This is a genomic window from Psychrobacter sp. UBA3480 (assembly GCF_002377945.1).
In the GTDB taxonomy this organism is placed as follows: domain Bacteria; phylum Pseudomonadota; class Gammaproteobacteria; order Pseudomonadales; family Moraxellaceae; genus Psychrobacter.
This window is the reverse complement of sequence record NZ_DFQV01000020.1, coordinates 255,412-273,027: the sequence shown is the minus strand read 5'-3', so window position 1 is coordinate 273,027 and position 17,616 is coordinate 255,412. Positions and strand designations below refer to the sequence as shown.

At 44.0% G+C, this 17,616-nt stretch carries 14 protein-coding genes and 1 pseudogene; 7 read left to right on the top strand and 8 right to left on the bottom strand.

Annotated elements, in window-relative coordinates:
* Window positions 1-16: 16 nt before the first annotated feature.
* Complete coding sequence (locus tag B2863_RS08465; protein ID WP_296209267.1) at window positions 17-895, bottom strand: branched-chain amino acid ABC transporter permease; 879 nt, start codon at window positions 893-895, stop codon at window positions 17-19.
* Window positions 896-1,242: 347 nt separating this feature from the next.
* Between B2863_RS08465 and B2863_RS08460 the strand changes: the two genes are divergently transcribed.
* Together B2863_RS08460 and B2863_RS08455 are read left to right on the top strand one after the other, a co-directional pair.
* Window positions 1,243-2,583: an NAD(P)/FAD-dependent oxidoreductase gene (locus B2863_RS08460; RefSeq protein ID WP_296209265.1), complete on the top strand. Its 1,341-nt coding sequence runs from the start codon at window positions 1,243-1,245 to the stop codon at window positions 2,581-2,583.
* Between the two features lie 241 nt (window positions 2,584-2,824).
* On the top strand, window positions 2,825-3,790 hold the full coding sequence (locus B2863_RS08455) for a pirin family protein (RefSeq protein ID WP_296209262.1): 966 nt from the start codon (window positions 2,825-2,827) through the stop codon (window positions 3,788-3,790).
* A gap of 87 nt (window positions 3,791-3,877) precedes the next feature.
* Here B2863_RS08455 and B2863_RS08450 read toward each other — a convergent pair whose 3' ends face one another.
* A complete protein-coding gene (locus B2863_RS08450) occupies window positions 3,878-4,981 on the bottom strand; it encodes an alkene reductase (protein ID WP_296209259.1) in 1,104 nt (367 codons plus the stop codon).
* A gap of 241 nt (window positions 4,982-5,222) precedes the next feature.
* Window positions 5,223-6,152: a DMT family transporter gene (locus tag B2863_RS08445; protein WP_101205127.1), complete on the bottom strand. Its 930-nt coding sequence runs from the start codon at window positions 6,150-6,152 to the stop codon at window positions 5,223-5,225.
* 603 nt (window positions 6,153-6,755) lie between these two features.
* On the opposite strand from B2863_RS08445, the gene B2863_RS08440 reads away from it, so the two are divergent.
* The 4 genes from B2863_RS08440 to B2863_RS08425 all read left to right on the top strand — a co-directional run bounded on the left by B2863_RS08440 (window position 6,756) and on the right by B2863_RS08425 (window position 9,978).
* Window positions 6,756-7,169, top strand: coding sequence for a hypothetical protein (locus B2863_RS08440; protein WP_102094644.1), 414 nt, complete (start codon window positions 6,756-6,758; stop codon window positions 7,167-7,169).
* 280 nt (window positions 7,170-7,449) lie between these two features.
* The gene (locus tag B2863_RS08435) at window positions 7,450-8,454 is read left to right on the top strand and encodes a lipoate--protein ligase (RefSeq protein ID WP_296209254.1); all 1,005 of its coding nucleotides are present in this window, start codon (window positions 7,450-7,452) and stop codon (window positions 8,452-8,454) included.
* Between the two features lie 210 nt (window positions 8,455-8,664).
* Entirely contained in the window at window positions 8,665-9,081 is a 417-nt protein-coding gene (locus B2863_RS08430) for a VOC family protein (RefSeq protein ID WP_191114585.1), read from the top strand.
* 129 nt (window positions 9,082-9,210) lie between these two features.
* Window positions 9,211-9,978 (top strand): lysozyme inhibitor LprI family protein, encoded by a 768-nt coding sequence (locus B2863_RS08425; RefSeq protein ID WP_296209250.1) that lies wholly within the window; start codon window positions 9,211-9,213, stop codon window positions 9,976-9,978.
* A gap of 145 nt (window positions 9,979-10,123) precedes the next feature.
* On the opposite strand, the gene B2863_RS08420 is transcribed toward B2863_RS08425, so the two are convergent.
* Entirely contained in the window at window positions 10,124-12,259 is a 2,136-nt protein-coding gene (locus B2863_RS08420) for an NADPH-dependent 2,4-dienoyl-CoA reductase (protein WP_296209248.1), read from the bottom strand.
* 403 nt (window positions 12,260-12,662) lie between these two features.
* Between B2863_RS08420 and B2863_RS08415 the strand changes: the two genes are divergently transcribed.
* Window positions 12,663-14,327 carry an AMP-binding protein gene (locus tag B2863_RS08415; protein WP_296209247.1) on the top strand — a complete coding sequence of 555 codons (1,665 nt, stop codon included), beginning with the start codon at window positions 12,663-12,665 and terminating at the stop codon, window positions 14,325-14,327.
* A gap of 207 nt (window positions 14,328-14,534) precedes the next feature.
* Here B2863_RS08415 and B2863_RS08410 read toward each other — a convergent pair whose 3' ends face one another.
* The 4 genes and pseudogenes from B2863_RS08410 to B2863_RS08395 all read right to left on the bottom strand — a co-directional run.
* Complete coding sequence (locus B2863_RS08410; RefSeq protein WP_296209244.1) at window positions 14,535-14,954, bottom strand: DUF6691 family protein; 420 nt, start codon at window positions 14,952-14,954, stop codon at window positions 14,535-14,537.
* A gap of 98 nt (window positions 14,955-15,052) precedes the next feature.
* A complete protein-coding gene (locus tag B2863_RS08405; protein ID WP_296209242.1) occupies window positions 15,053-15,490 on the bottom strand; it encodes a YeeE/YedE family protein in 438 nt (145 codons plus the stop codon).
* 235 nt (window positions 15,491-15,725) lie between these two features.
* Window positions 15,726-16,862: an aminotransferase class V-fold PLP-dependent enzyme gene (locus B2863_RS08400; protein WP_296209240.1), complete on the bottom strand. Its 1,137-nt coding sequence runs from the start codon at window positions 16,860-16,862 to the stop codon at window positions 15,726-15,728.
* A gap of 358 nt (window positions 16,863-17,220) precedes the next feature.
* A pseudogene (locus B2863_RS08395) lies at window positions 17,221-17,616 on the bottom strand (glutamyl-tRNA reductase); the annotation flags it as partial.

Genomic DNA, 17,616 nt, shown 5'->3' with positions numbered 1-17,616 from the left:
CCTTGGATCAAAGCTTCTATACTTTTTTCTGTTTGACCTGAGAAAAAATACCGCCCGGACGCACGATTAGTACGATCAGCATAACCACATAAGGCGCAATTTGACTAAGACCTAGCGGTAGATAACGCCCAGCAAAAGGCTCTATCACCCCTACTAGCAATCCGCCTGCCAGCGCACCAGGCAAGGAGCCTAATCCACCGATTACCGCAGCAGCAAAGGCTTTGATACCGAATAGTAATCCGACAGAGGGTTCAATCGCGCCTTTGGCCGCAAATAGTATGCCGGCAAGTGCGGCAACCACCCCTGACAATGCCCAAACGATACCGTTGACCCGCTTGACGGGAATACCCATATAGTAGGCTGCCATCTGGTTTTGACTACTGGCTTGCATCGCAATACCAAGCCGCGTATGGGCAAAAAAGAAGTACAAAATAGAGGTTAATGCGATAGTAGATATGATAATAATAATGTCGACATAAGCGATACTCAGCGAGCCTAATGCCAACATCTTGCCTGAAAACGGTGCCTGTAATGAGACTGGGCTATGTCCCCAGATGACACCAGCGACAAAGCGCATTAAGAAACCAAGCGAGATGGTAAGGATAACCATCGCAAATTGCGGCTGACCAAAAATACCACGTAGGATAAAGCGATCGAGTAAGTAGCCAAATGCACCCATGATCACAGCAGCAAAGGTGATACCTAATAAGAAGGGAAGGTTTGCCTGATCGGCATTGATGAAAGATATGCCCAAAAAGGCACCGAGCATAAGCATGTCGCCTTGGGCGAAATTGACCGCTTCTGAGGCTTTGTAAATAAGTACAAAACCCAGCGCTAACAGCCCATAGATACAACCATTAGCAATCCCACTAATGAGCAGTTGTAGGATATCCATAAAGTCCCTTTTGTCTTAACATTATCATCCGTGACAATGTTTGAATAAGCGGTTCAATCGACTGACTTTTTCATCAACTACTTGTAAAGAAATTCATTTTCTTTGTATCAAAACGACTAGCGTTTTAGTAAGCAATCAATATGGCAGCAGTAGTAGCGAATAATATTCATATATTCACATTATACCAACCATGAATTATTGTCTATAGAAAAATCAAAGTTATTCAATGATTTATAGCAAGCGGCAAAAGCTATTTATATTACTCACCTAAAAACACCGCCATTATTGCCATGGTATAATTAGCTACTTTATATCGTCTATCCAAACCTATTCTATAAGTCATCATCATGAGTCAAATGCCAAAACAAGCAAAGCCAGTTAAGCCAAGCAATTCATCAGCGGGTAATCCATCGTCAGCCAAAAAATCTACGGATAACCACTATGACGTCATTATCATCGGCGCTGGTGCTTCAGGATTGTATTGTGCACTGACTGCTGGTCGCCGCGGCCGCCGTGTCTTGGTGTTGGATCATGCCAATAAAGCTGGCAAAAAGATTTTGATGTCGGGTGGTGGTCGCTGCAACTTCACCAATTACTTTGTGGAGCCTGAGCATTTTATCGGTGCCAATCCCCACTTCTGCAAATCTGCACTGAGTCGCTATCCGAGTTGGGAGTTTATCGGCATGGTAGAGTCGCATAAGATTGCCTACCATGAGCGCGAGCATGGTCAGCTGTTCTGTGACGACTCCGCACAAGACATCTTGTCTATGCTGTTAGATGAATGCGCGGCCGTAGGCGTACAAGTAAAGCTTAATGCTCAAATTGATCATGTCAAAACTACTGCTCATGATAAAGGCGAACGCTTTTATCTAACGACGAGCAAAAAGCTTGGTAAAAAAGACATCGCGAGCGGCACTCAGTCCGCGCAAACACGCTATAGCTGTGAGTCTTTAGTTGTCGCTACTGGTGGCCTATCTATCCCAACCATGGGAGCAAGTGGTATCGGCTATGAGTTGGCGCAGCAGTTTGGGCATACGCTCGTGCCTACTGATGCCAGTCTTGTGCCGTTTACTTTCACTGATAAAACAGGCGAGCTTATCCGTGCTTTGGCTGGTATCAGTCTGCCAGTTATTGCCAGTAACGAGCGTATCTCTTTTAAATTACCCGTCCTATTTACCCATCGCGGTCTCTCTGGCCCTGCCATGCTACAGCTATCCAACTATTGGCAGACTGGCGAAACCATCAGTATCAATCTGTTGCCTGAGATAGATGTCACTGAACTTTTACTTGCTCGCAAAAAATCACATCCGCGCCAACTGATTCGTACCGTATTGGCAGAAAACACGGACAATGCGCTACCCAAGAAGCTATTGGCAGCGTTACAGACGCATCTGTGGGAAGACATCAAAGATACAGAACTTGCCAATATCAAAGACGAGCGACTCACAGAACTTGGTACTACGCTTAATGGCTGGCAACTCAAGCCCTCTGGTACAGAAGGTTACCGCACTGCTGAGGTCACACGTGGCGGCGTCACAACCGATGAAGTATCCTCCAAAACGATGCAAAGCAACTTGCAAGATGGCTTGTACTTTATCGGTGAGGTACTCGATGTGACTGGCTGGCTTGGCGGCTATAATTTTCAATGGGCTTGGGCCAGTGGTTTTGTCAGTGGTGAAGTCGTTTAATCACCTTAATAGCTTCCCTATTTATAGCGACAATAATAGCCTTAATGACTGTCAGCATTTGAATAATTGACTATTACTCAGATAATGGCTGACAGTATGTTTGATGATAGTTGAATGGTTTTAGACAGTGATATTAGAGAGCAATGAGAATAAACACAACATAAGTCTATTTTCATAGTAGAATTAACGTAAGGCATTCATCCTATTGATAGCAATGCCACTTAGACTTATGAGGTAATCCATGCGTTCAATCAAGCATATTCATGGTGATAAAAAGCCGCATTGGGTAGGTGACGGGTTTTTTGTAAAAACCCTAATCAATCATCTCGATAATAATCCTGATTTCAACTATAGCCATACCGATCCTTTTTTATTATTTGACTACGGTAAGCCCACGACTTTTTCACCCAATCCTGATTATAAGCTGCAACCACATGGTGTTGGACTGCACCCACACAAAGGTTTTGAGACCGTAACCATCGCTTATTCAGGTGAGATTAGCCATGCAGACTCGACCGGTGGGCGCGGCGATATTTTAGAAGGTGATGTACAGTGGATGACTGCTGGTCGCGGCATTCTACACGAAGAGTTCCACTCTGAAGCCTTTGGGCAACGTGGCGGCGTCTTTAGTATGGTGCAGTTATGGGTCAACTTGCCAAGCGCCCACAAACTGACCGACCCCAAATATCAATCTATCAAACGTGCTGACATGCCTATCGTTGATCTGATAGACAATAGCGACGAGCAAACTGTCATCGGTCAAGCTGCCATTATTGCCGGTGACTGGCATGGAATAACGGGTGCCGCAACGACATTTACGCCTGTCAATATGTGGGATATCGAGCTACATACAGCAGGTACAACCATGCTAAAAGTACCGAAGACACACAATACCCTACTGCTGGTACAAGAAGGTCAAGTATTGGTCAACGGTACAGCCGTCAGTGCAGGTAGTTTGATAGAATTTTCAGCGCCTATCCAAGCTCATGTAGGCACTGAATCTGAACATTCATCATTACCTGCTACTGATACTATCGAATTGACCTACCCTGCAACTACCGATGAAGACACACCTATCAAATTGCTACTGCTAAGCGGCGAGCCAATCGGCGAACCGGTCGCAGGTCACGGTCCCTTTGTCATGAATACCCAAGAAGAACTAAGACAAACCTTTCGTGATTATCAAATAGGCATTTTCGGCAAATAATTAAAGTCTAAGCATAAAAAAAGCCGCTCAACTATTGCTAGTTAAACGGCTTTTTTATGTTGCGTTATTTAGTTAAAAATCTAACTATTACGCTTGGTCTAAAAATGGATAGTCGGTGTAACCTTCAGCACCGCCACCATAGAAGCTCTCTGGATGCTGCTCGTTGAGCGGTGCGCCCTCTTGAATACGTTCAGCGAGATCAGGGTTGGCAATATAATCACGACCGAATGCTACCGCATCGATATAGCCTGCTTTGATGTTCTTCTCAGCTTTGTCCGCATCATAGCCACCCGCCGCGATGATGGTCTGATCGAACGCATCACGGACACGCTGACGGAACTCATCGCTATACGGCGTACCACCTGCCCAATCTGGCTCTGACAGATGCAAATACATTAGACCACGCTTATTGATTTGTTCAATCAGCCAAATGTTATCGTCTTCTTCGTAGCCTCCCTCAACATTGTTGAATGTGCCCAGTGGCGAGATACGAATACCAATATGATCTGCATCCCAAGCATCCACACATGCATCGATAACATCTAAGGTCAGACGCGCGCGGTTTTCGCGGCTGCCACCGTATTCATCGTCACGCTGATTGGTATGCTCGGCCCAAAACTGATGCAGCAAATAACCATGCGCGCCATGAATCTCAATACCATCAAACCCCGCTTCCTGCGCGCACTTGGTTGCATGCGCAAAGTCAGTAACCACTTGCTGAATCTCATCAAGACTGGCTGGGCGCGGCGGCGTGGCATCCGCGCGAATGGCTTGGTTGTCACTATCACGCAATGAGGTACGGATACCTACATCGACATCTGAGGCTGAAATTGGCGCACGGCGTTCAGGTTGTACGCTTTCATGTGAGACAAGTCCTGTGTGCCATAGCTGGACGACGATCTTGCCACCTTTGGCATGGACATTGTCAACGATGGCTTTCCATGCAGTGACTTGATCTTGAGTATGTAGCCCTGGTGCGCCTGCATAGCCTTTTGCTTGAAACGATACTTGCGTTGCCTCAGTGATGACAAGGCCCGCCCCTGCACGCTGAGAGTAGTACTCTGCTGCCCATGTGATAGGGACATCGCCTGGCTCAACGGCACGCAGACGTGTCAGTGGGGCCATCATAATGCGGTTTTTTAGCGTTTGTGTGCCCATTTTTACAGGCTCAAATAAAATATCGTGTGCCATAATCTGTCCTATTGGTTATTGTCGCTATTTATGATCTTTAGTTATAGCAACCATCATTCATACTGATTATTATCGAATGCTGTTTAGAAAAACTTATAATATCATTAGTAAAACTACGTTTAGCGCCTACATTTATAGGGGATAGATTTCATTATTCCAAGCAATATTTACAAACAGATACAACAATATTCACCTATACAAATCTTCGTATCTGTTTACTACGAAGACTGTTTACTAAGCCTTAAATACTGTTCGTCTGGGTCTTGTCTTTTGGCTTTAGCATTTTCTTAATTGACAGCTCTAATGACAAATATGTGCCGATCAATATCACAATCGAACCAATGATAGCTTGTATATTTAGCGCCTCGCCAAGTAATAGATACCCTAAAATAATGGCAAAAATTGGGATGACTAAAGTAATACTGGTGGCGCGCGTTGGCCCAATATTTTTGATCAACTGATTCATAAAAATAAGGGCAATGGCGGTTGAAAACACACCAATACAGATCACCGAAACCCATGCCTTTATGCTGATATCTTTACCATAAGGGAACTCATTAAAGGCTACAGGCAGCATAATGATACTACCGATAATGAGCGAGCCTGCGGTGATAGCGACTGGCGATACTTCGTACAGATAGTTCTTGGTAATGTTGGCCCCAAGCGCATAACCCACACAGGCTAGTAGCGCGTAACCCATTGGTAGTAGCCCTTCGACCAATCCTTTGCCTGGCTCACCTCCGCCAAATAAGCTTTCGCTCATCAGTATGATTACCCCAATCACTCCGATGACCAAACCGAGTGCTTGTTTTTTCGATAGCCTATCTTTAAAGAAGACTCTGGCGATAAAACCACTCATCATCGGTACAGAAGCATTTAGCACGGCTAGCACGCCTGCGTTCACTGACTGCGCGGAAAACGAGAACAACACAAAAGGTAGCGCTGCCGAAAACAAGCCGACGAGTGCTAGCATTTTCCAATGCTCCTTAATACCGACTCTGTTTTTCTTATTTAATAATACAAAGACCAACATGACTAATCCGGCGAATATCACACGCAAACTGGCGAATGCCAATGAGCCAAACTCGGGCACGCCGATACGATAAAAAACGAAGGAGAGTGACCACATAAAAGAGAGCGTCACAAAGATGATGAGGTCACGGTTGGTCATTGGGTAATCCTATTAAGCGCTTAGACTGCTTTTGCCAACTCGTGTCGGTCATAAGCATCTGATGCGTTGTAAAAACTATCATGTGATTAAAAACTCATGATGATAACTTTTTAATTGTTTGATGGGTAATTTTTTATAAAATTTATAGTGAGTTTTTATCCGTTTATTAATTTTTTTATCACAGTTTTAAGGTTTTCACCTCTTAATAATTTATAAATTTGGACAAATTCTTTTTATTAAGCAGCATATAGCAAGCAGCGCTTATCCTATATTTCCTATACTTTAGCTTATTCCAGCGCTTTTCTATTTACATACTAAAGAACTCGAAAGTCATCCTTAAGTAAGTCATCCATTCAATATCTACAAAAATAGATTCACGGTCATAGTAAATCCTGCTTATATCACTACCTTATAACAGCTACTCTTAATAATGCTAATGATAGAAGTAGCTTTAATACATCAGTTCAGGTTTTACTTAAATATATTAGTTGATATTTGTTTACTAATTTTCTACTATCTAAAAGGTATTGGTTAGTATTTGGCCATACAAAAAATAGATGGCAAACATCATTAGTAGGATTTATAAATTATTGAGGAATGATTATGAAAAGGATAGCGTTATTTGTCGGTATGATGTCAGTTGCAACGGCAGGTTTTTGCGGGGTTGGTCAGTTCTCAGATGAGACCACTTGCTATGTTTATAAACAAGATAAACTGCAAAAAAAGCTAAACTGTCAGTATGAGGGCGCTGAGGGTGCAGCGATGAGTTATAGTTTTAGACAGGTCTCCTATAACCTGCCAGGATTTGGCAAAATGGCAACCTCTACCAGTGCAAACTATAATGACCGTAATGAAGTGACTGGATGGACGACCACCGTCAATGACGAGCCAGCGATCATCAGATATCGTCTGCCAACCAATCAGCGTATCGTCAGTGATGCCTATGCGCAGTCTGGTAAAGCAGTTATGCAATGTTATCTTAGTACAAAATCGCAGTGGGAGATTTGTGCTAAATAGAACAAAGTACTCTGGCAATTCATAGTGCAATAAAGCTGAGCGTTTTGCTTGGCTTTTATTGCCGCCCGCTAAAAACTGAAGCATCAACCTTAGCGCCCTCTTCTATAAAATTTTCTCACCGTTTTCTCTATATGCTCAACGTCTTCACCACTGTCAAAGCCACTGATAAAATCAACCTCCCTGTTAGACAGCCATTGAATTACAAGCTTGCATCAGTAAGAATGATGCTACCTATTTATAAAACCTACTCACCAACCCAGTTTATTAAAGAGTCAAATACATGAAACTGCGCATCCTAAAATCTGCTGTGACCAATCCTTGGTTTAATCTTGCCACCGAGGATTGGATATTTAATACGCTTAACCCCGACTCACATACTCTATTTTTATGGCGTAACTCTGAGACCGTGGTTATTGGACGCTCACAAAATCCATGGGTAGAGTGCAAAACCGATAAGATGGAAGCAGACGATGTATTTTTAGCGCGGCGTCAGAGCGGCGGCGGCGCAGTATTCCATGACTTGGGTAACACCAACTTTACCTTTTTATCGCCTAGTGATGCTTACGATCAAGAAGCAAACTTCACCATCATCATCAATGCGCTTAAGAAACTCGGCATAGACGCCACGCTGTCTGGTCGTAACGATATGCAGGTCGGCGACCGCAAAATATCGGGCAGCGCATTTAGACATGCCGCCGATCGCAGCTTTCATCATGGCACATTGCTAGTCAATGCCAATATGCAAAAACTTGGCGACTATCTAAACCCGCATCCCCTAAAACTTAAAGCAAAAGGCATCAAATCTGTGCGCGCTCGCGTGGCAAACTTGGTAGATTTTAATGAGACTATCAATCACGAGACATTGTCTGATGCGATTATCGAAGCGTTCTGTGAATATCATGGAGAGAGTGCACAGGTTGAGCAATTAGATGAAGCTAGCCTTGCTAAGCAACCCACGCTAAACGCTTACTATCAGCAAATGGCAGATTGGGATTGGCGCTTTGGTAAAACGCCTGAGTTTACTCATCATGTCGAGACACGCTTTGATTGGGGCATGATGGATGTACATATGGATGTGAAGCAGGCAATGATCACCGAAGTTGTCATCTTCTCTGATGCGCTAAATGTTGAGCTTATTGACCTACTTAAAGAGACATTAACTGGTATTAGATATAACAAGAAAGAGATTCAAGCTAAACTCGATAAGTTAGCAAAAGCGCAACCTGAATTGGCAGCTCAGGTGGGTGATTTTGAGCAGTGGTTGGTTGGCGAGATGGAAGGTTAAGATTTTGCGACGTCAGATTTAATCTAGCAAGTATTATAGAGTGTGCTGCTTGCACTGCTTGATAAAAAGTTACTGACACAAATGCGCTTTATGTAATTAACGGTATTGATACCATACATACGCCATCTGAGATTTTGTATATTAATGATGCATAAAAAGCACCCTACCATTACTCCATTTTTTATGAATAATCAATATTAAGGTATTTTCATGAAGTACTTACATGCAATGATTAGAACCAACAAACTAGAAGAAACGTTATTTTTCTATTGTGACCTTATGGGCTTACAACTGCTAAGAAAGAAAGACTCTGAATCAGGCAGATTCAGCTTATATTTTTTAGCAACGCATGAGGGTGCGCCAGAGATTGAGGTGACACACAACTGGGATGAAAGAGAATATACCAATGGCGATAATTTTGGGCACTTTGCCTTTAGAGTCGACAACATATACGCACAGTGCGACACCTTTATACAGGCAGGGATCGAGATATTAAGACCGCCTAGAGATGGCCATATGGCTTTTGTTAAAGACCCTAATAACATCTCAATTGAGCTGCTACAAAATGGCGAAGACTTAGAACCTATTGAGCCTTGGATTTCGATGGAAAATATTGGCAGTTGGTAAATGAGTGAGGCTGGTTAGTTGGGCTAGGATGGATGGACTGATTCGTTTTTTGCAGATAGTGATGATGACACGTATATCACAGTTATAGCGTTCTTAAAATACAATCAAGCTCTAAAAAATGAGGGTAATATGAAAAAGTTATGCATCACTACAATCGGTATTTTAGGCACTTGCCTACTCTCCACTTATGCCAATTCAGCAAGTTTTGATTGCAACAAAGCGGCTAGTTGGGTAGAAAAAACCGTCTGTGACAGCCCTGAGCTTTCTAAGCTTGATGACGCAATGGCGAAGAAATATAAAAGCAATCTTGCCACCTCTTCTGACTATGAAGACAGCAAAGCCTTTAAAAATAGGTCCATTGCGAATCAACGCACATGGCTTACGTTTCAGCGTAATACCTGTAAAAGTGAAGAATGTCTGATACGTGAGTATAAAGAGTATATCGAAGAGCAAACCAATTACGGTGTGGCTTGGAATTTTTCAGATGAGTTAAGTCCTTCTGATTTACCGAGTAAAAGTGCCTTTGGTAAGTTTTCTCAAACCTCTCAAATCTCACTATACAATTCAGATACTCAGCGCTGGGAAGATACGGGAGAGGCAAAAAACACGGTATCGATTCATAGTGTCGCTAATAAACCTTATCTTTCTATTATCGATGGCGTTTTGATTTTTACCAATGCTCATACCTGCGATTTGGGAGAGAGTAAAGCCATATGGTCAGAAAATCACTGGGTCGTCAACGATGATCAGCCAGATAAAAACGTTGAGCTGCGTTTATATCCAGCAACTTATAAAGGCCAGACTCAATTATTATTAAGAGATATGGATGATCACTATAGAAGACTGCATTGTGGTATGCGAGGGTATTTTGACGGTATTGTATTAGAGCGTGAGTAAGTAAACAACACCTCTCGATTCTCTCGAAATAAACATAAGCTGAACTGAATATCCAATTTAATAAGTCAAATTTTCATTCCAAATAAAAAAGGACGGCAAGAGATATCCCCTCACCGTCCATGATTTAACATTCATGCTAAAGAGTTTAGATCTGAGCAGCGACTTCAGCACCATCACGAATCGCACGTTTGGCATCTAGTTCAGCTGCTAGCTTAGCACCGCCAATCAAATGATATTGCGCGTCTGGCGCGTCACCAACGTTTGGCATCAGCTCAACGACTGACTCTTGACCAGCACAGACAACGACGCTATCAACGCGTAATAACTGGCTTTGACCTTGTGGGTTAGTCACCCAGATACCTTCGTTGGTAATTTTGTCATATTGTACGCCAGCGACTTGGATCACGCCGTGCGATTTGATATGCGCACGATGTACCCAGCCTGAGGTTTTGTTCAGACCACTGCCTAGACGGCCTTTGCTACGCTGCATTAAATACACTTGGCGAATCGGCTTGATCGCATGTGGTCTGACCAGACCGCCATCACTTTGATAGTCAGTATCATTGGTCACACCCCATTCTTCGCGCCACTCGCTGATAGACTGTGGCTCAGGGCGATAGCTTGGATCTTTTAGTCCCTCAGGGCCGATCTCATCCAGCGACTTACCATGATTAGCCGTCAGATATTCACTGACATCAAAGCCGATACCACCAGCACCGATGACCGCTACTGTATTACCCACTGCTTTTTCGCCAGACAGCAGCTCAGCATAGCTCATTACTTGTGGCAGCTCAGCCCCTTCTAGCTTACCTTCTAGACTTCTCGGTACGACACCCGTTGCTACGATGACATGATGGAACTTAGCTTTTTCAAGCATTTCCTTATCGACTTTGGTATTCAGTTTAATCTCAACACCCAAATGCTCAAGCTCATTGATATAGTAGCGAATAGTCTCAAAGAACTCTTCTTTACCAGGGATGACTTTGGCGTAGTTAAACTGCCCGCCAAGCACGTCTTTTGCTTCAAACAGAGTTACGTCATGACCACGTAAAGCGGCCACATGAGCGGCTGACATACCAGCAACACCGCCACCGATGACGGCGACTTTCTTCGGTTTTTTGGTTTTCTTATAGACCAGTTCAGTCTCATAACAGGCTTGCGGATTGACCAAACAAGTCGAGCGTTTGTTTTCAAATGTGTGGTCGAGGCAGGCTTGGTTACAGGCGATACAAGTGTTAATGCGATCTGTCTGTCCATTTTTGGCTTTATTGACCCAATGCGCATCAGCCAAGAATGGACGTGCCATTTGAATCATGTCAGCTTGACCAGTCGCAACGATTTCTTCTGCTGTTTCTGGCATGTTGATACGGTTAGCCGCCATCATCGGGATACTAATATGCTTTTTGATTTCCGCGGTAAAATCAACGAAAGCGGCTCGTGGCACGCTCGTCACGATAGTCGGCACACGCGCTTCATGCCAGCCGATGCCAGTGTTCATGATGGTCACGCCCGCTTCTTCTAACGCTTTGGCCACGGTGATGACTTCATCCATGACGTTACCGTCTTTGACCAAATCAATCACTGATAGGCGGAATAGAATAATAAAGTCTTCGCCAGTCGCCTCGCGTACCGCTTTGACCACGTCGACAGCGAACTTCATACGTCCATGAATATCACCACCGTAGATGTCTTTACGCTTATTCACATGGCTTGATAAAAACTGGTTGAGTAGATAACCTTCAGAGCCCATGATTTCGACGCCATCATAGCCTGCTTGCTTGGCAAGTTTGGCTGAACGAGCATAATCTTTCACCGTCTGCTCGATGTTTTTGATGCTCATCTTACGAGGTTTAAATGGTGAGATTGGTGACTTAATCGGGCTAGATGATACGGTAAAAGGATGATAGCCATAGCGACCACTATGTAATATCTGCATGATGATTTTGCTGTCGTGCTTATGCACAGCACGGGTGACGCGCTGGTGATTGATAACGTCAGCTTTGGTATTCATCGTTCCGCCAGCAGGCAACAACCAACCTTCACGATTGGGCGAGATACCGCCAGTAATCATCATTGCCACGCCGCCCTTGGCACGTTCTGCAAAATACGCCGCCAGCTTGCCATAATTATAAAAACGGTCTTCAAGCCCAGTATGCATCGAGCCCATAACCATACGGTTTTTTAGCGTAGTAAAGCCCAAATCTAGCGGCTCAAATAAATGCGGATAGTGTTCATTGGTGCTAGCGGTTTGGATCGTATTGGCACTATGGCTGGCAGACATATCATTTTCCTTATGAATAGTTTATGAGGCTACTTCTTAAAAACGGCTTTTTAGAATTAGTGGGCCTAAGGGGTTTAGCATCTTCGATATCGTAACACACCGCGATTATTGTCAGCTATGCAGACAAGCGACTGATGAGTGAGCACTATATTAATTGCTATAACGAGCGGGACGGTGTATCAGGCGGTACTGTGGCATATGGTTAAGCAAACACCACAAAACCCAGTCAACTTTTGAGGTAGATTATATACCGTTGGCTTAATGTCACCTAAAAATTAGACTAAGGTATAAATCGATAAATATCGACTTATACCTATAATTTCTATGCTAGATTACTGTACTAAATAATATACTAACGTTAATGTACTGACGCATTATAGAAATACGATAAAGGACTATCATCATGACAGATTTCCATACAGGTCTCGGCAAAAATGCCGCCAATCATCAACCACTTACCCCTATTGATTTTATCATTCGCAGCGCGCAAGTTTACCCTAATAAGACTGCCATCATTTATGATGACCTAGAACACAACAACCTCACTCAGACGTGGCAACAGACCTATACTCGCTGTCGTCAACTGGCTGACGGCCTGCGCAAATTGGGTATCGATAAGAATGACACCGTAGCCGTGATGCTGCCAAACACGCCAGCAATGGTCGAATGCGCCTTTGGTGTGCCGATGTCAGGCGGTGTCCTCTGTACCCTCAACACCCGACTCGATATCAATGCGCTTACCTTTTGTTTGCAGCATTCCGAAGCGAAGGTTTTAATTTTAGATAGCGAATTTGCTGAGCACGCCGAGATCATCGATGAGACTTTTCCAGACTTAATCGTCATTCACTCAACGGACAAGGCAGTCGATGTCCAGCGTTTTGGGCTCATGAGTTATGAAGCATTGGTAGCCAGCTCAGACAGTTTGGATAACTGGGAGATTCCGACAGATGAATGGGATGCCATTGCGCTGAACTATACCTCTGGTACGACAGGCAAGCCCAAAGGTGTGGTCTATCACCACCGCGGCGCAACTCTCAATGCTATTTCTAATATTTTAGATTGGGACATGCCAAAACACCCGATGTATCTATGGACGCTGCCACTGTTTCACTGCAACGGTTGGTGCTTTCCGTGGACCGTCGCCGAGCGTGCTGGGGTCAATGTATGCTTGCGAAAAATTGATGCTGATTTGATATTGCAGCTGATTGCCAAGCATCAAGTTAGCCATTATTGCTCTGCACCAGTCGTGCACAATATGATTGCAGGCGGCAAACCAGAGTATAAAGAAGCTATCACCCATACGGTCAAAGGTTGGGTCGCGGGTGCACCGCCATCTGAAACCATGCTGGCTGCGATGGAAGCAATGGGTTTTCATATTTCGCATGTCTACGGTCTCACTGAAGTATATGGGCCAGTGACGGTCTGCGCTGAGCAGGAAGAATGGAATGAGCTTGATGTGGCCACACGCGCCCAAAAGAAATCACGTCAAGGTATGACTTCTCACTTGATGGCAGGGTTTGAGGTATTTAAACAAGGTACTACCGAGCCAGTCGCCGCTGACGGAGAAGAGATGGGTGAGCTGGCGCTACGTGGCAATATGGTGATGAAAGGCTATCTAAAAAGCCGCAAAGCTACCGAAGAGGCATTCGCTGATGGCTGGTTCCGCACGGGTGATCTGGGTGTTAAATACCCTGATGGCTATATCAAAATTATGGACAGACTAAAAGATATCATCATTTCAGGCGGTGAGAACATCTCTAGTATTGAGGTAGAAAACGTCTTGTATAAACTACCTGCGATTGAGAGCTGTGCCGTCGTCGCCGCACCAAATGATAAATGGGGCGAAGTGCCCGTCGCCTTTATCGAGATTCACGCCGGTAGCACGCTGCAACGTGATACGGTGATGGAGCATTGTAGTCAGCACCTAGCAGGTTTTAAAGTGCCGAAATATATTGTCTTTGCAGAAATACCTAAGACCAGTACCGGTAAAGTTCAAAAGTTTGAGCTACGCCAAGCGGCTAAATCATTGGCACACGAAACGCCAAAAGTAACCGCCAGTGCTAAATGATCTGACAATATATTAAATCCTGTCACAAATTAATATTCATAAAAAAGGTCAATCACGTATAAGTGACTGACCTTTTTTCGAATGCTAGCCTATTTATACTATAGTTGGTTCAATATAATTTGGAGACAAGGAAGCCAAGTGAAAGTACTACAAATAGTAGACTAAGCGAGGCTGACACCGTGTCCAAATTATAGAGAACTAACTATATCAGCCAAGCTTAGGCTCAAGCCATTGATAAACCAGCATTCCTATAACCATAGCTGGAATAAACACATAGGCTTGCCACTGGCCCGTACCAAGTAACACAATTCCAGGTCCTGGGCAAATACCAACTAGCCCCCAGCCGATACCGAACAACATCGCACCGATAAGCAATTTTTTGTTAATGACAGTTTTGCTCGGCATATCAATTGGTGTGCCAATCCAACTGCTCTGTTGACGCTTTGCTAATCGCACACCGAAAAATGCCACTATCAGGCCACCACCCATCACCAGTGCAAGGGAGATATCCCACGCGCCAAATACATCCAAAAACCCTTGTACCTTTACAGGATCGGTCATACCTGATACCAATAGTCCCAGTCCAAACAGCAGTCCTGCTAGCAATCCGATTATATTTTTTAGCATCGTCGTATCTCGCTATTATTATCTTTCATTAATCATCGTATGTCGTTCACGCGTTAGCCCGACTATCAGTCTTCATCTGGCAATCTGCCATGAATTCGCTATAGCAGGCCTAGTACGTGACGACCGATATAAACGGTCACAATCCCAAACAGCATAAAGGTAACGGTTGCTGCCAATGACCGTGGAGACAGCCGTGCATTACCACAGATACCATGCCCACTGGTGCATCCAGAACCTAAACGCGTGCCAAAGCCGACCAGTAACCCTGCACCAATCAATAATGGCAAAGAGCTACTGATAGCTACCTCAGGTAGTGGTCTTGCCAACTGATATAGCAATGGTGAGATGATCAGACCCAGTATAAATAGCACTTGCCACATCTCTACACGCTTGGGCTTTAGTAGGCTTGAAAAGATGCCACTGATACCTGCTATACGGCCGATACCCAGCAGTAAGATAACCGTCGCTACGCCTAGCATTAGACCTCCTACCAAGGAGATCGGCGTAAATGCTTGCCAGTCTATTTGTATGCTCATAACGGACTACCTAATTAAGTTTATTAAATACGTACTTGAGTATTAATTTATAAAAATACATTATATTATAAAATATAATAAAAAGGTAAAAAAATACTGAACCTAGCATGACACTAATGGTTCAGTATTTTTTATAACTGTTAGGACTATACTGTAAAGGCTTTAAAAAGGGCAGTGAAAAAGACTTAATAAGCTATCCTATTAATATCTTTATCAGCCCTCTTAATTGGTATCTTTACTGGCTCAGCACTTTATCGAGTGCCGTTTCAAAACGCTCTACTGTGCCATCGATATCAGTCAATTTATCCAAGCCAAATAGACCCAAACGGAAAGTTTTGAAATTATCAGGCTCGCCCACTTTCAATGGTACGCCAGCAGCGATTTGCACTCCGATTTCAGCAAACGCGCTACCTTTATGCATGTCATCACGATCAGTATAAGAGACGACAACGCCAGGTGCTTTAAAACCTTCTGCAGCAACGCTCTCAACGCCCTTGGCTTCTAGTACTTCGCGGATACGTTTGCCAAGTGCCCATTGCGCGTCACACAATTTATCAAAACCGATTGCTTTGGCTTCATTCACGGCATCACGGAACTGACGTAAGCTGTCTGTCGGCATAGTCGCATGGTACGCATGACCGCCATTTTCGTAAGCACGCATGATGTTTAACCATTGTTTTAGGTCGATACTAAAACTATCAGATTCAGTACTGTCTACTTTTTTGACAGCAGCATCGCTTAGCATGACCAAGCCAGCGCCCGGCGTACTGCTCCAGCCTTTTTGCGGTGCGCTAATCAGTACATCGATACCCAATGATTTCATATCTAGCCATACACAGCCTGAGGCGATGCAATCAATGACTAATAATCCGCCAACGCTATGCACAGCTTCGCTCAACGCTTTGATATAGTCATCTGACAAGATAATACCCGATGAGGTTTCGACATGCGGGGCAAATACCACTGCTGGCTTTTCTTCTTTGATTTTGGCTACGGCAACGTCGATATCGACTGGGGCAAACGGCTTTGGCGACTCACTATCATCAGCACGATTGGCCGTGAGGACTGTAGATGACTTGGCGATTTTGCCTTTTTCTAGGATTTGTGTCCAACGATAGCTGAACCAACCATTACGAATGATTAGGCAGTCTTCATCATTTGCCAACTGACGAGCGACTGCTTCCATACCATAAGTACCAGAACCAGGAACGATCACCACTGCGTCAGCGTTATACACAGATTTTAGGTCACTAGATAGGTCGTTCATCACTTGCTGAAAGGCTTTTGACATATGGTTCAGCGCGCGATCGGTGTAAACCACTGAATACTCTAATAAGCCGTTTGGATCGATATCTTGACGTAATGCAGGCATTGAACACTCCTAGTGTATGGTTAGATAATATGCGACATGGATTAGATAGCACTATAATCAAATGCTATTATTTTTGATGGTGAGGTCTTGCACTGTCTAAAGATGCATGATTTTTAAACAAATAAAAAACAACGAACACTGATGAGGTCTACTAACGTGAAGTTAATATATTTATAGTCATATTACGAGCAAACACCAGCACATATCTTGACCTAAGCCATCCATGAGAGCTTGATATTAGCACTGATACTGAAGGTTGACAACGATACGCTCAGGCAGCGATATGACTTGCGCTATCGAACATTTATTGGTAGGTATTGGTTGATAAGTTTTGATTTATAAAGACCCAATGAAAACATCAATGCCCACGATGAGCATCTTGCAATCCTGATACCACGAAGTCTAGCAACTCACTATCGCCTTCGCGTGCGGCTTTGCGCATCAGTTTCGATGGTGCATGGGTCAATGTTTGGGTCAAACGTCGTGACAGCTCAGTGATGATATCTTCTGGACTGACATCGTCTTGTTGCAGCTTAGCAATAGACTCATGCAGCAGCTTATCGACTTGACCTTGAGTACACGCACGATACTGCTGAATGTCTTTGCCAACTTGGCGAACCTGAAAGCGACGGTCTATCTCAACCACCAATTGGCTCACTAGCAGTTCAGCATCTACTGCGGCTTGGCGACGCTGCTCGATATTACCTGCAATCACATGCTGCAAATCATCGACAGAGTACAGATAAACATCATC

Excerpts from the sequence above, each read along its gene's own strand:
- B2863_RS08455 (WP_296209262.1), top strand. The coding sequence starts at position 2,825 with ATGCGTTCAATCAAGCATATTCATGGTGATAAAAAGCCGCATTGGGTA.
- B2863_RS08450 (WP_296209259.1), bottom strand. The coding sequence starts at position 4,981 with ATGGCACACGATATTTTATTTGAGCCTGTAAAAATGGGCACACAAACG.
- B2863_RS08445 (WP_101205127.1), bottom strand. The coding sequence starts at position 6,152 with ATGACCAACCGTGACCTCATCATCTTTGTGACGCTCTCTTTTATGTGG.
- B2863_RS08465 (WP_296209267.1), bottom strand. The coding sequence starts at position 895 with ATGGATATCCTACAACTGCTCATTAGTGGGATTGCTAATGGTTGTATC.
- B2863_RS08435 (WP_296209254.1), top strand. The coding sequence starts at position 7,450 with ATGAAACTGCGCATCCTAAAATCTGCTGTGACCAATCCTTGGTTTAAT.
- B2863_RS08405 (WP_296209242.1), bottom strand. The coding sequence starts at position 15,490 with ATGAGCATACAAATAGACTGGCAAGCATTTACGCCGATCTCCTTGGTA.
- B2863_RS08420 (WP_296209248.1), bottom strand. The coding sequence starts at position 12,259 with ATGTCTGCCAGCCATAGTGCCAATACGATCCAAACCGCTAGCACCAAT.
- B2863_RS08415 (WP_296209247.1), top strand. The coding sequence starts at position 12,663 with ATGACAGATTTCCATACAGGTCTCGGCAAAAATGCCGCCAATCATCAA.
- B2863_RS08400 (WP_296209240.1), bottom strand. The coding sequence starts at position 16,862 with ATGCCTGCATTACGTCAAGATATCGATCCAAACGGCTTATTAGAGTAT.
- B2863_RS08430 (WP_191114585.1), top strand. The coding sequence starts at position 8,665 with ATGAAGTACTTACATGCAATGATTAGAACCAACAAACTAGAAGAAACG.
- B2863_RS08460 (WP_296209265.1), top strand. The coding sequence starts at position 1,243 with ATGAGTCAAATGCCAAAACAAGCAAAGCCAGTTAAGCCAAGCAATTCA.
- B2863_RS08440 (WP_102094644.1), top strand. The coding sequence starts at position 6,756 with ATGAAAAGGATAGCGTTATTTGTCGGTATGATGTCAGTTGCAACGGCA.
- B2863_RS08410 (WP_296209244.1), bottom strand. The coding sequence starts at position 14,954 with ATGCTAAAAAATATAATCGGATTGCTAGCAGGACTGCTGTTTGGACTG.
- B2863_RS08425 (WP_296209250.1), top strand. The coding sequence starts at position 9,211 with ATGAAAAAGTTATGCATCACTACAATCGGTATTTTAGGCACTTGCCTA.